This is a genomic window from Novosphingobium sp. (genome assembly GCF_027486195.1).
Classification (GTDB): Bacteria; Pseudomonadota; Alphaproteobacteria; order Sphingomonadales; family Sphingomonadaceae; genus Novosphingobium.
The window spans coordinates 83,756-96,369 of record NZ_JAIXPP010000033.1; the positions used below are offsets into that span (position 1 = coordinate 83,756).

Here is a 12,614-nt window from a genome sequence, read left to right on the forward strand (position 1 = left end):
CCTCTTCACGTCAGGACTTGGACCGCAGCCACGCTTGCAAGGCGTCGTTCCAGTCTTTCCCGTGACCACGCGGGCGACGCGTGACGATCGTTCGGTTTTCACGGGCGTAGGCGCTGCGCGCGCGTTCCTCGGCAATGTCGCCGCCTGCATCATGGTCGACGAACAGATGCAATTCGCGCACGCTTTCCGGGATCGACACGAGGCCAAAACGCTTATTGCCGAGCGAGGCCCAGCAAGGGATCTGGGTCAAGGCCTTGGCAGCGAGCGCGCTCTCGATACCTTCGGCAAGGCCGAGCCGCCCGTCGATAGGTTCGAAGAGGCGAACTGCGCCTGATGCCAAGCTCCCGAGTGCGCGCTTGGGGTTGGCGAAAGGGGGCACCGCGGGCCTCAGCGGGTTGAGAAACGTGCGGTGAATTCCGACCAGCCCATGATCCATCGTCACTGCCGCGATCAGAGCAGGCAAGTATTGCGTGTTCCCCTTCGGTCCGAGCGGGGTATGAGGGTGAAATCTGAGCGCGCGAGAGACGGCGCGGATGCCGCGGGCCTGGAGATAGGTCTTGGCGGGAGTACCATCGATTGGCGTTGCTTCACGCCAAATTCGCTCTGCAAACGCATGGTATGCTGGCTTGCCGACATTGGCACTTGGCTCGACTTCGACCTTCCCAGCAAAGAAGCTCCCCGGCGAAACACCTCGATCGGCGAGTGCAGTCAGCACCTGATGCTGGCTGCAGCCCGCGAAACAATGAAAGAGGATCGCGCGTCGTCCCAAAGTTACGCTGAGCGAGGGCGTTCGATCATCGTGGGAGGGACATCGCGCCATGCCCTTGGAGCCGGACCAATACCCTCCCAGCTCCTCGCAAAGCTGCTTTGCTGCTGAAGCAAGGGACAAGCTGGTAGGACTGGATAACGCGTGGGACATGCGGGGCTCCTCAAGCTTAAAATACCGTCCCCTTGCGAGCGACCTCTCCTCCCAATCGCGCGCGTAATAGCACTTTCCTACACCCCTTTGTTCACTATACGTTCCGTTTCGATTCGAGGCAATGCGACGAGATGGATGATGATTAGATTTGGAAGGATCGGGATGCTCTTAATGAGCGTTTCCGCGGTGCAGGTTTCAGCCCAAGCAGACACGCCATCCTTCGCGATATTCGAACATCGACCGATCCCTATAGAGCCTGAGGCTGTCGAGCCGGCTCTTCCGGCACACGGTGAGATGAAATTGAGTCTGCGCAAGGCGGCGTTCGCGCGCCCGTTCCGCGAAGTGATCTATTTGGCGAATGTGCGGGAGGCTGAGCTTCGATATGGCCTACCCACTGGCTTGCTGCAGGCGTTGATCTGGACTGAATCGCGCTTCAATCCGATGGCGATCAGCCCCGCTGGCGCGGCGGGGCTGGCGCAGCTGATGCCAGGCACGGCTCGCTACCTCGGCATCACGAACCGGCATGATCCTGTTGCGAGCATTGATGGCGGGGCACGCTACTTGCGCGAGATGCTGGACAAGTTTGGGCAGATACATCTCGCCCTCGCTGCTTATAATGCTGGACCTGGAGCGGTTTCGAGAGCTGGCGGCATTCCCAGAAACAGCGAGACGCCCGGCTATGTCCGCAGCGTGCTTGAACGATGGCAAGCAATTGGCTCGCGCATATGAAAGGCGTTCGTCTAAAGATAGATGAGGAAGCGATTACTTGAGTGAGGAAGGCCAAGTTTAATGGCTCGAAAAGAAGATCGAGGCACGAAGGATGACAATGTCGTTCGCTTCGATTTCCGGGACAAACTGAGGAAGCAGCACGACACGCGTCGGCGCAAGGAGTGGATGTTGGGCCTAGCCGCGTTCTCGATCGTATTCGCCGGCGGGATGCTGGCATTGAATTGGCCTATGTCCGGTCTGACCTCAACCGCCTCGTCAGAACTCGCGCCCAAGCTTTTGTTGGTGGGCGGAAGCGCCTCACCGCGCTTCGAGCTCTGCGGAGTTACACGCCGAACCTGCGTCGTTGATGGAGATACCTTTTGGCTCGAAGGCCAGAAGATCAGGATCGCAGACATCGACACCCCCGAGATTAGCGAACCCAAGTGCGATTCTGAGTATCAGCTTGGTATGAAGGCGACTTACCGGCTCCGCGACCTGTTGAACGAAAGCGCGTTCGAGGTCCGGCCGATCGGAAGCCGCGATGAAGACCGATTTGGGCGCAAACTGCGCGTCATCGTTCGGCACGGTCAATCGCTTGGAGATCAGCTCGTTAGCGAAGGCCTCGCTCGGACTTGGACTGGTCGTCGGGAACCCTGGTGTTGACAGCGACCGGGCCATTGACCGGTCAACATTTGTTCCTGGATGATCGGTAGGATCCGACGAACTGAACCCGCTCCCCGAACTTCGGGCGAATAGCTGCTCCTGCCGGAACCCGCCGTTCGCCTTCCAATCAGCGGTTTGACCGGAGCGCGCCCCCAGGGAACGGCCTCGGCGCTCGAGTTATCTTGACCTGACTGCCTTTCGGAATTGGGCACAATGATCGGCATAGACTCTCTGGTGTTCGCCCGGCGGATCAAGAAAATCTAAGGAATCTGTCGACGGCACTTCAAGCTAGGATAGCTGCGTTAGGACCAAAGGGCGTCAAGCCGTACAAAGTGCCTTGAGACCGTTGTAGTGAACCGGCGCCAATGCCTCGATCATCTCCAGCAGGAACCCGATATTGGTTTTTGTCTCTTCGACGAGGGCAGGGTCGAAGCCTTTGCCGGTCGGATGGGATTGATCGTTCACGAACTTGTAGATCGCCGTTTTCTTATGTTCGTCGAATGCCACCTCCTCCAACTTGAGGTAAGGCTTCTTCGCCGACGGCGTGTAGAATTCCAGGAAAGTCTCAAGCACCTTCCGAGCAATGTTTGGAAGGTGGTAGGCGTTGGCGATCGTGCCGTCGCAGGTGTAGCTATACAGTTGCTTGAACAGATAGTGGTACTCTGTAGCGTAATTTCTCAGCATCGGGTCCAGTGGAATGATGCTGGCATTGCGCGTGTCGCCGTTCTCGTCGCAGCGGATCATGTAATATTGGGCAGCTTTCTTGTTATGCTGATGCCAGTTGAGCAGCAGCCTCAAGAAATCAAAATTGTGCGTCAGGATGAAGACCTGCTTGGCGTTCTTGACGCCGGCCTTGAGGAAAGAGAATGCCTGATAGATAGCCGATGCGTCCAGGCTGGAGATTGGGTCATCGATCACAACGATGCCTTCCTTAACGTCAAAATCCTGATCGCCGAGCTGAACCAGGAAATAGACAAAGGCGATTGCGGTTTTCTCTCCCTCGCTCAGCCGCTTGGCGGGTTTGCCGCGACGCTCGACCCGATAGCCCTGCGCGTCGGACTCAAACTTGAGATCGCTGCGGCCGAGGAAGGTGACGACCTGCTTTGTCAGCGTCTCGCTGGCGGTGTGTGCACTCGATACCTTGGCGCGCTTTTCTTCGAACGACGTCTTGAGCGCCTCGAGACTGCGCGCATCGTCTAGGTCGGCCGCGCCGTCGGTGAGCTTGCCTACATCGGCACGCATTGCTGAGACCTTGTCGTTCAGCTCTTTCACAACGCCGGCGATGCTCGACAGGTAATGGACCTCTATCGCCGTTCGCGCCGACGTCAGTGTCTCGCCGAAGGCAGCGGTCTTGGCATTGTTCTTATCGACCAGCGCCGCAACTGCGCCGATCGCGGCGACCAGCGCCGGTGTGTCAATTTCGATCGTCACCTCGTAAGCGGTCGTACGACGTTCCTGTTTCTCCGACAGGATCTCGAGCAGTCGCTCGACGCCCGTGCGGACCGTCGTCATGGCGTCGCTGAACAGCTGCACAGCTTGGTCGATAGGCTCGCGCATTTCGGAATAGAAGGCCGAGCGCGGCGGCGGGGCCATGCCCTTCATTGCGCTCAAAATGTCCATGGCTAATTGTGCCGTAGCCGCGACATCCGCCTTGAGCCGCTGGTCCTCGACGCCGAAATGGGCCGCCAGCTGGTCCATCCGCTCGGCCAACAAGGGTTGCGCGCAGAATTCGCAGGAGGTTGAGGCATGGTGTCGGTGAATGGCGAGACCATCTTCAATCCACTTGGCGATAGCGGGCTGCTCGCTCAGCCGCGCCAGCGCGCTCCCTTGCGCCGAACGCTGCGTGAGCGTCTGCGCGCGTTCGACCGCGATCGCGATCCATTCGGCGAGGCTGCGCTCGACGCCATCGGCTTGCAGGGAGACCTGCGGCTGCACGAACTGTGCGATCGCCTCCTTCTGTTCCTGATGGACGCTGACACGGTGCAGCTCCAGCTCGGCATCGGGCAGGATTTGCGGATCGGTGATCTTGGAAAAAGCCTGTTCGGCATTTTGCTTGCGATATGTTCGCAGGGCTGTGCCGCTGGTGGCCTCACTGATCGTCTTTGCGATCTCCGAGAACCGCTTGCCCCGGTCCGTCTCGACCTTGGCGATTGCATCGTTGAGGTCGCGGATCCGCGCCAGCCGGGCATCATAGATTGTCTGCTCGGCCTTCGCCTCCTCCGCGAGCGCCTTATTCTCCTCGCCGACGATCAGGATGTGCCGAAGCGGGCCTTTGAACTGACCAATATTCGCCTCGATGAAATCTGCGTTGAAGACCCGCACCTTGCGCTCATAGGGCGTGCCGTGGCCGACTTTCCCTAAGGCGGACGTGATCTCGTAGGTCAGGTCGGGATAATCCGGGTGCTGGCCGTCGCCCAGCGCAGCGAGCAACCGGGTCAAGGTTGTTTTACCCGACCCATTATGACCGTAGATGCAGTTGTAGCGCGCGAATTCAGGCAGATCGTTCGCGGCGACGAAACTTTCGAAGACGCCGAGCTTCGCGATCTTCTTGACGGTTTGCAGCATGGCGCGTCACCAGCCCTTCAGTACGAACGGTTGGCCATGATCGACCGGCACCCGCACGCTAGTTTCGCCATATTCGCCTGGCGGCGCGAGCGCGATGATGAAGCGGGAGCGCATCTCACTCGGTTCATCCTCGGGCGGAAGCGTGTGGCGCTCCGGCAGCTTCCGAAACAGGTGTGTATGATAGATCCAGATATCGTTGCCGCGCAGGAGGACCATGAGCTGTCGGATGCGGCGGCGAAGCGCGATCTCCTCGACCGAGGTCGGGCGATCCAGGCTGCTCCGTTCGCTCCACGTCAGGGACGTGAGGATCGCGATCAGCTCCTCGGCATATTCGCCGGTCTCTTCGTTCAGAGGCACCATGATCTCGCAGACAAAGTCGTGAACGTGGCTGGCTTCCTTGAACAGGACGCCTTCATCCATTGTTACGTTGGCGAGATCATAGTCGAAGCGCGGGACGAGCCGATCCTTTCGGAGGTCAGAAAGGATCGCATCAAACACGGTTTCGCCGTCCGCAGCAACAAGCTGTAAGGCAGATTGCCGAACCGTAATCTGTTCACGGTGCACGCCTAAATTCTTTGCCAAGAGTTCCATAGTCGCGACGGAAATGGGAGCACTCTCGTTCTCAATCTGACGCAATTTGCGCTCGCTGACGCGCACGGCGTAAGCGAGTTCTTTTTGGGTCGCGTTGCGCTCCAGCCCAAGTCGCAGCATTTTAATGCGCGGGCCATCGGGTATGATCTGCTTCATGTATGACTCCTCAACCTTTGCTGAGAAGCCCGGTATCGCATCCTCGACGTGCCCGGTCGGCACCCCACCGGCAAAGACCGGCACACGGCCGGCATCGCGCAAATGTCCAAAGCAAGGAACATATTCCCCCAAATTTGCTTTGCCGCATCACGCCCGATGCTTCGTGAGGGCCTCTCTAGTTACCGCGTGGCGCTCGAAGAGAGCAAGGCAACAATCCGCGCATGGCGCCGAAATGGCGCCGACGAGCGAGTGCGGAACGTCGGGTTCTGACACGGGCTACCGCTCTGCATGTAGCTCGCGAACGACAGGAATGTCACAGTTCTAGCTAGACCCTAACGGTGTTCAAAATCCCGGTCAGGCTCTTCCCGCAAACGCGCCCTTGATGACCTTGCCGCCCTCTCGGATAGTATCGAGGTAATCACTCCACCACTGCGCCATGCGGACACGTTCCTCCCAGTGTTTGCCGCGATGATAAACGCCGCGAACGGCATTGCTGTCGCCGTGGGCCAAGCCGCGTTCAATCGCGTCCGGATTCCAGAGGCCGCTTTCATTCAGCATGGTGGAGGCCGTAGCCCGAAGACCATGGGCGGTGACTTCGTCCTTCGTAAAGCCCATCCGTCGGAAAGCCGCATTCAAAGTGTTCTCGCTCATCGGGCGCACGGAGGCGCGAGCTGACGGGAACACATATCCTTCGGCGCCGACCATCTCGGCAAGTTCTTTGAGATACCCGACTACCTGTTTGGACAACGGCACGGCATGAGGACGGCGCGCCTTCATCTTTCCCTCTGGGATGCGCCAGACGCCTTCTTCGAGGTCGATCTCTTTCCAATCGGCATGACGTAGCTCGCCAGGGCGTACAAAGACATGGGGTGCGATGAGCAAGGCGTACCGGGTGATGAAGTTGCCAGTGTAGTCCTGGATCGCACGGAGCAGCCCACCAAGATCCTTCGGCTCAAGGATCGCTGCATAGTGCTTTGCCTTGGGCGTGATCAGCGCCCCGCGAAGCATGGTCGTAGGGTCGCCTTTGCAGCGTGTCGTGGCAACCCCATAGCGGAACACGCGGCTCGCAAAGGACCGGGTCTTTTTGGCGGTTTCGTGCTTGCCCTTCGCTTCGAGGCGCTTGAGGGGAGCTAGCACCTCGAACGGCTCAATCTCATCGATCGGGCGGCTGCCGATGGCATCCGTCAGCTGGTCGAGGAAGAAGTTGGCCTTGATGATGGTCGCATCCGCCCGACCGTTCTGCACCATCATCTCATCAATGTACTCGCGGGCCACCGCCTCGAATGTCTGGGCGGAAAGGAATTCCGAACGGATCTTCTGCTTGCGCTTCTCCATCGCCGGGTCACCGCCCGCCGCGACTTTGACCCGCGCCTCATAAGCCGCTTGGCGTGCGTCCTTGATATTGATTTCGGGATAGGAGCCGATCGAGAGCTTCTTTTCAACGGTGCCGATTCGATAGCGGAATCGCCAGAGTTTTCCGCCCGATGGGGACACCTCGATGTACAATCCGCGGTCGTCGGCGACCTTGTAAGGTTTGTCCTTTGGCTTGAGTGCGCGAAGCCGGGTTTCGGTCAGAGGCATGGGCGGGCCTTTTCCCAATGTGGTTTTCGCAAAGGCCCGCAAAAGGCCCGCAAAAATGTGTGGAACCCCCGAGAAAAGGCGGGACGATCCGGCACGATCCAAGGGCCAATTCCCTTGGATTTCTGCGGATTTAATACACTTGCTGGGTTCTTCTGAGAAGAACAAATGGTGCCCAGAAGAGGACTCGAACCTCCACGCCCTTGCGAGCGCCAGCACCTGAAGCTGGTGCGTCTACCAATTCCGCCATCTGGGCACGGTAGCGAGCGACAAGTGCGCCGTTCGCCGGGTAGGAGGGCGCCGATAAGGCACGGTCTGGCGCGAGTCAACCGGGGGTTTGCATTTGCACGTAAACCATTGAACCGGAGGGCGCGGGTGTGGCAAGAGGCGCGCGGACTGGAAATGGAACCCGACGCATGAGCAAGGACATCGCGCACGATCTCGAAGGGCAGCTGATCGCGCTCGTGGGCGGCAGCGGCTTCATCGGCACGCATGTCGCGCAGGCGCTGCTGGCGCGCGGTGCGCGGCTGCGCGTGTGCAGCCGGCATCCCGAGCGCGGATACCGGCTGAAGACGCTGGGCGGGCTGGGCAAGATCCAGCTCGTGGCGGTCGACGTGACCAAGCCGCATACGCTCGAAGTCGCGCTGACCGGCTGCGACGCGGTGGTGAACCTTGTCGGCGTGTTCAAGGGCAAGCTCGACGCGGTGCAGGGGAGCGGCGCGGGCCGGATCGCGCAAATCGCGCGGGCCAAGGGGGCCAGGGCCTTCGTCCATGTCTCCGCGATCGGGGCCGATGCGGCATCTTCGGTGGGGTATGCAAGCAGCAAGGCGGCGGGTGAAGTGGCGGTGCTCGCGGCGTTTCCCGAAGCGGTCGTGCTGCGCCCCTCGGTCGTGTTCGGCGAGGATGATGCCTTCATCAATCTTTTCGCGGGGCTGATCGCCAGCGCACCGGTCATGCCGGTGTTCGCCGCCGATTCGTGCTTCCAGCCGGTGTTTGTCGACGATGTGGCCGATGCTATTGCCAACGTGGTCGCCGCGCCAGCGCAGTTTGCGGGCAAGACCTTCGAGTTGGGCGGGCCGGACGTGATCACCATCGGCGATCTCAACCGCCGCATCGCCAAGGCGGCTGGCCGTTCGCCGCGGTTCCTCGAACTGCCCGACGGCATCTCGGCGGCGTTTGCCGCGCTGACCGGCTGGCTGCCCGGCGCTCCGATGAGCCGTGACCAGTGGACCCTGCTGCGCCAGGGCAACGTGGCGAGCGGGACGCTGCCGGGCCTTGCCGAACTGGGCGTGCAGGCGCGGCCGCTGGGGCTGTTCCTCGATCGCTGGATGGTTCGCTTCCGCAAGCATGGCCGATTCGGGGTGCGGTCCAAGGCAGCCTGATCGATTGCCGCAGCCGGCGGGCTGGGCCTGTCGGGATTCCTTACGGTTGACACAGTTGACACTGTCCTGAGGAATAACTGCATTCGATCAGTTTCACGCTTTTGATCGGCTGGGCCGATTAAAAGGTAGCGGACGTGTGTCTGCGGTTCCGGGCATTGGGGCTGATCTCGCTGAAGGGGAGCTGACCGCCAAGAGTCGCAGATATGCGCGATGTAGGAAAGCGCCGCGCACCCCCGCATCCCGCGAGGTTGCCATCATGGAGCGGAATGGGCTTATCCTTGGCGGCCAAGTGTGGCAGCCTGCGCCGGGGCGACCTGATGGTTCGGCAATCTTGTCCGGGGGTAGCGGTGCAGCGGATCGGGCGTATGTTTTGGGGCCTTGCAATCGCAGGCCTGTGCGGTCTGGCGCAGCCGGTCTTCGCCAAGTGCACGGTTGGCATGGTGGCGCGGCTTCCGGTGACGATGGAAGGGCCGCGCGCAACGGTTCCGGTCGAGGTCAACGGCAAGACGACGAACTTCTGGCTCGACAGCGGGGCGTTCTACAGCATCATGTCGAAGGCGCGGGCGGCCGAACTGGGGCTCAAGACGACGAGCATGCCGCCCGGTTTCTATATCAGCGGCATCGGCGGCGATGCGACTGCCGGAGTGACCACGGTCAAATCGTTCAAGATCGTGGGGCAGGAGCTCAAGAACCTGGAGTTCCTTGTCGGCGGCAGCGATGCGGGCAACGCCCTGATTGGGCAGAACATTCTTTCAGCGTTCGATACCGAGTACGATCTTGCCAATGGCCACGTGAACCTGATCCAGACCAAGGACTGCCGAGACGTGAACCTGGCCTATTGGGCCGAGGGCAAGCCCGTCGCCATGGCGGACATGTTCAAGTCCGATAACGAGCTCGATCGCCACATCCGCGTGAAGGGCGAGATCAACGGCAAACCGGTCACGCTTCTGCTCGATACGGGTGCCACGGCGAGCTACCTCAACCGCTCCGCTGCCGAGCGGATCGGCATCGATTTCAGCGCGCCCGGCGTGGTGCAATCGGAATCCACATCAGGCTTCGGCAAGAGCTATCGCCGCACCTGGATCGTGACCTTGAAGACCTTCGGGATCGGCGGCGAGGAAATCCGCAACACGCCGATCCGCGTGATCGAGAACAAGGGGGACAGCCCGAACTACGATGTGCTGGTGGGGGTGGACTTTTTCCTCTCGCACCGACTGTTCGTCTCACCGGCGGGGCGGCACGTTTTTCTGACATACAACGGCGGGCCGATCTTCTCGATGACGACCGATGGCGAGATCGGTGCACGTTCGACGCGGGCGGAGGGCGGCTGGGGTATGGACAACACCGAAGCGCCCAAGGACGCGGCAGGCTTTGCCCAGCGCGCCAGCGCACGCGCCTCGCGCGGGGACTGGAAGGCTGCGAGCGCGGATTATGACCAGGCGATCAAGCTCGAGCCCGGCAAGGCGGCGTACTGGCAGAGCCGGGCCAATGCGCGGTGGCGTTCTGGCGATGATGCCGGGGCGCGGGCCGATTTCGACAAGGCGATCGCGCTGGCACCGAATGACGCCGATCTGGTGATCCAGCGCGGCTTCCTGCGTCTGCGGGAGGGCGACGAGAAAGGCGCGCTGGCCGATGCGGAAGCGGCGCTCGCCGGCTATCACGAAGGCTCGCTCGAGCGGCTGGCGGCGGTGGCGCTGTTCGACCGGCTCCACCGGGCGGATCGTGTGCTGGCGCTGATCGACCCGATCATCGCCTTGCACAAGAGCGACAACGAACTGGGCAATCTGCTCAATACGCGCTGCTACAGCAGAGCACTCGCCAACATTGAACTCGCCAAGGCGCTGGCCGACTGCAACAGCGCGATCAAGCGCAATGGCCCGATTGCCGCCTTCATCGATAGCCGGGCCATGGTGAAAGTGCGGCAGGGCGACCTTGCCGGAGCACTGGCCGACTATGACGATGCGCTGGCCAAGGCACCAAAGCAAGCGGCCTCGCTCTATATGCGCGGCTGGACGCGGCGCGCCGCCGCGAACGGGGATGCCGAGAAACTGAAGCAGGCGGAGGCGGACTTTGCGGCGGCGAAGGCAGTCGATGCGGACATAGCGGAGCGGTTCACGCCTTACGGGTTCGCGCCCTGAGAGGCGGAACCGTCATCGCGCCGGGCAGGGGAAGCGCTTGCGGAAAAGATCGCCGACTGCTGCCGAAACCGGAATGCGGGGCCGCGCAGCAACGGGATAGCTTTGCATATGCGCGATGAGCTCGTCGCTGTTGAGAGCGGCGCGTTCTGGCGGGCAGGCGCTGGGCTTGCCGGTGGCGGCCTCTGCCTTGAGCTGGCGGCGGAAAGCCTGGGCGGAGCCGGTGACTTCGCCCTTGAGCAGGCTGACATCCGACGAGAACGCCGCCATCAAACCCTTGGCTTTCAGCGCTTCTACCTTGGCGAGGAAGGTGGCCACGCTCATTGATCCGGGTGGCGTGACCGTCTCTGCGCTGACCGTGGCCGGAAGCGTGGCCAGGGCGGCAAGGACAAGACCGATTGCAGGAAACTTCATGGCAACGCGGTCTTTCGCGAGGGGGCAACAAGGGGCCTTCAAGTCAGTCTGAACACCTGGATCAGCCGGCCATTGGCCTTGGGGCCGAAATCCGGGACCGGGATTTCGGGCGGGACCGGGTAGGTGAGCGTCGCGACGAAGGCGGATTCGCGCAGCCAGGCGTATTTCTTGCCGGGGACGTTGAAGGTGGGCAGCAGCCGGAACTTGTCGTCCGTGTAGCGCGGGCCCTTGTTGTGGATGATGATCTGCGTGCCGTCGTCGGTCCTGAGGCGGTAGAGCGCATCGATGATCTGGACGCCGTCAGGCCGCGTGACGGGAAAATCGCCGCCGCCGGGGACGACGGTGCCCTTGATGCCGCGGCCATAGAACGTGCCGCCGACGATCGGCCAGAGCACATCGCGGTCGCCATCGGCTGAAGTCTGGTCAGCGGGGTCGCCCATCACTTCCGGTTCGGTGCAGAAGGGCAGGATGTTCATCACCCATTCGAGGCCGACCGAATCAAAGATCTTCGGCGCAGGGCCAGCGGGCATGGGCGGAGCGGCGGGTTCGCGGGTGTTGGGCGTGACGGCGCCAAGCCGTGTGGCGGAACCGGCCAGCGGCAGGCTGGCTCCGATCAGGCCGAGAGCGCTGCGGCGGGAAATCGTCATCTGTTGCACTCCTTCCGTTGGCTTCAGGCGTTTACATCCGCGTAGTGAGCGGGCGGCTGGATCACGTCCATGCGTTCGGTGAGGAGGGGGCGGAAGCTGGGGCGGCTCTTGAACACGGAGTACCAGCTGGCGGCCTGTTCGTGCAGCGACCAATCGATCCCGCCGAGGTAATCGGCCACCGAAATCTGCGCCGCGGCGGTGAGATCGGCGAGGCTCATCGTGCTTCCCGCGAGCCAGGGGCGGTTATCGATCAGGTAGTCGATGTAGTAGAGGTGATCGTTGGCGAGGCGCATCGCATCGCGCAGCACGCGCGAATCCGGCGATTGGCGGTAGACGAGGCGCTTCTTCATGCGCTCTTCCAGCAGGGGCTGGGTGACGGCGGCGAAGAAGTTTTCATCGAACATCGCGACGAGGCGGCGGATTTCGGCGCGGCCGGCGGCGGTGCCGTTGATCATCGGGGCCTTGTCGACCGTTTCTTCGAAGTATTCGCAGATCGCGCGGCTGTCGATCAGGGTGATCTGCTTTTCGGGGTTGTGCAGCACGGGCGTGCGGCCCGCCGGGTTTAGCTTGCCGAACTCGTCGCGGTGCTCCCACGGGTTTTCGCGGATGAGTTCATAGGCCACGCCCTTTTCAGCGAGGAGCAGGCGCACCTTGCGGCTGAACGGGCACAGCGGGAATTGATAAATCTGCCACATGGTTCGCTTGCATGTACGCCGGGGCATGGCGAAGTCCAGTGCGGGCGGACGCGTGGGGGTGGAATTTTCGGAGGATAGTCGAGAAGGTAAGCGGGGTTTCGCGCGGGGATGCGATGAGAAGTGAAGGGGTTTCGCGCAGAGGGCGCAGAGGGCCGCAGAGG

11 protein-coding genes and 1 tRNA gene are annotated in these 12,614 nt (G+C 61.6%); 4 read left to right on the forward strand and 8 right to left on the reverse strand.

The annotated features are described in order from the left end of the window. Nucleotides 1-10: 10 nt before the first annotated feature. Nucleotides 11-715 carry a toprim domain-containing protein gene (locus tag Q0071_RS07050; protein WP_366886187.1) on the reverse strand — a complete coding sequence of 235 codons (705 nt, stop codon included), beginning with the start codon at nucleotides 713-715 and terminating at the stop codon, nucleotides 11-13. Between the two features lie 375 nt (nucleotides 716-1,090). On the opposite strand from Q0071_RS07050, the gene Q0071_RS07055 reads away from it, so the two are divergent. Next, a complete protein-coding gene (locus tag Q0071_RS07055; protein ID WP_366886189.1) occupies nucleotides 1,091-1,648 on the forward strand; it encodes a lytic transglycosylase domain-containing protein in 558 nt (185 codons plus the stop codon). A gap of 60 nt (nucleotides 1,649-1,708) precedes the next feature. Further along, complete coding sequence (locus tag Q0071_RS07060; protein ID WP_298166728.1) at nucleotides 1,709-2,290, forward strand: thermonuclease family protein; 582 nt, start codon at nucleotides 1,709-1,711, stop codon at nucleotides 2,288-2,290. Nucleotides 2,291-2,608: 318 nt separating this feature from the next. On the opposite strand, the gene Q0071_RS07065 is transcribed toward Q0071_RS07060, so the two are convergent. The 4 genes from Q0071_RS07065 to Q0071_RS07080 all read right to left on the reverse strand — a co-directional run bounded on the left by Q0071_RS07065 (nucleotide 2,609) and on the right by Q0071_RS07080 (nucleotide 7,436). After that, the gene (locus tag Q0071_RS07065) at nucleotides 2,609-4,855 is read right to left on the reverse strand and encodes an AAA family ATPase (RefSeq protein ID WP_298166730.1); all 2,247 of its coding nucleotides are present in this window, start codon (nucleotides 4,853-4,855) and stop codon (nucleotides 2,609-2,611) included. A 6-nt stretch (nucleotides 4,856-4,861) separates the two neighbouring features. After that, the gene (locus Q0071_RS07070; RefSeq protein ID WP_298166732.1) at nucleotides 4,862-5,602 is read right to left on the reverse strand and encodes a helix-turn-helix transcriptional regulator; all 741 of its coding nucleotides are present in this window, start codon (nucleotides 5,600-5,602) and stop codon (nucleotides 4,862-4,864) included. Nucleotides 5,603-5,956: 354 nt separating this feature from the next. Further along, nucleotides 5,957-7,183 carry an integrase arm-type DNA-binding domain-containing protein gene (locus tag Q0071_RS07075; protein WP_298166734.1) on the reverse strand — a complete coding sequence of 409 codons (1,227 nt, stop codon included), beginning with the start codon at nucleotides 7,181-7,183 and terminating at the stop codon, nucleotides 5,957-5,959. Between the two features lie 166 nt (nucleotides 7,184-7,349). Then, nucleotides 7,350-7,436 (reverse strand) — tRNA-Leu (locus tag Q0071_RS07080). 160 nt (nucleotides 7,437-7,596) lie between these two features. On the opposite strand from Q0071_RS07080, the gene Q0071_RS07085 reads away from it, so the two are divergent. Together Q0071_RS07085 and Q0071_RS07090 are read left to right on the forward strand one after the other, a co-directional pair. Continuing rightward, entirely contained in the window at nucleotides 7,597-8,562 is a 966-nt protein-coding gene (locus tag Q0071_RS07085; protein ID WP_298166736.1) for a complex I NDUFA9 subunit family protein, read from the forward strand. A 365-nt stretch (nucleotides 8,563-8,927) separates the two neighbouring features. Continuing rightward, nucleotides 8,928-10,700, forward strand: a complete 1,773-nt coding sequence (locus tag Q0071_RS07090) for an aspartyl protease family protein (RefSeq protein ID WP_298166738.1) — start codon at nucleotides 8,928-8,930, stop codon at nucleotides 10,698-10,700. 12 nt (nucleotides 10,701-10,712) lie between these two features. On the opposite strand, the gene Q0071_RS07095 is transcribed toward Q0071_RS07090, so the two are convergent. The 3 genes from Q0071_RS07095 to Q0071_RS07105 are packed head-to-tail and all read right to left on the reverse strand — an operon-like array spanning nucleotide 10,713 to nucleotide 12,453. After that, nucleotides 10,713-11,111, reverse strand: coding sequence for a hypothetical protein (locus Q0071_RS07095; RefSeq protein ID WP_298166740.1), 399 nt, complete (start codon nucleotides 11,109-11,111; stop codon nucleotides 10,713-10,715). 38 nt (nucleotides 11,112-11,149) lie between these two features. Continuing rightward, a complete protein-coding gene (locus Q0071_RS07100; protein ID WP_298166742.1) occupies nucleotides 11,150-11,758 on the reverse strand; it encodes a DUF3237 domain-containing protein in 609 nt (202 codons plus the stop codon). Between the two features lie 23 nt (nucleotides 11,759-11,781). Next, a complete protein-coding gene (locus Q0071_RS07105) occupies nucleotides 11,782-12,453 on the reverse strand; it encodes a glutathione S-transferase family protein (protein WP_298166744.1) in 672 nt (223 codons plus the stop codon). Between the last annotated feature and the right edge of the window lie 161 nt (nucleotides 12,454-12,614).

Excerpts from the sequence above, each read along its gene's own strand:
- Q0071_RS07075 (WP_298166734.1), bottom strand. The coding sequence starts at position 7,183 with ATGCCTCTGACCGAAACCCGGCTTCGCGCACTCAAGCCAAAGGACAAA.
- Q0071_RS07095 (WP_298166740.1), bottom strand. The coding sequence starts at position 11,111 with ATGAAGTTTCCTGCAATCGGTCTTGTCCTTGCCGCCCTGGCCACGCTT.
- Q0071_RS07065 (WP_298166730.1), bottom strand. The coding sequence starts at position 4,855 with ATGCTGCAAACCGTCAAGAAGATCGCGAAGCTCGGCGTCTTCGAAAGT.
- Q0071_RS07090 (WP_298166738.1), top strand. The coding sequence starts at position 8,928 with ATGTTTTGGGGCCTTGCAATCGCAGGCCTGTGCGGTCTGGCGCAGCCG.
- Q0071_RS07060 (WP_298166728.1), top strand. The coding sequence starts at position 1,709 with ATGGCTCGAAAAGAAGATCGAGGCACGAAGGATGACAATGTCGTTCGC.
- Q0071_RS07105 (WP_298166744.1), bottom strand. The coding sequence starts at position 12,453 with ATGTGGCAGATTTATCAATTCCCGCTGTGCCCGTTCAGCCGCAAGGTG.
- Q0071_RS07100 (WP_298166742.1), bottom strand. The coding sequence starts at position 11,758 with ATGACGATTTCCCGCCGCAGCGCTCTCGGCCTGATCGGAGCCAGCCTG.
- Q0071_RS07085 (WP_298166736.1), top strand. The coding sequence starts at position 7,597 with ATGAGCAAGGACATCGCGCACGATCTCGAAGGGCAGCTGATCGCGCTC.
- Q0071_RS07055 (WP_366886189.1), top strand. The coding sequence starts at position 1,091 with ATGAGCGTTTCCGCGGTGCAGGTTTCAGCCCAAGCAGACACGCCATCC.
- Q0071_RS07070 (WP_298166732.1), bottom strand. The coding sequence starts at position 5,602 with ATGAAGCAGATCATACCCGATGGCCCGCGCATTAAAATGCTGCGACTT.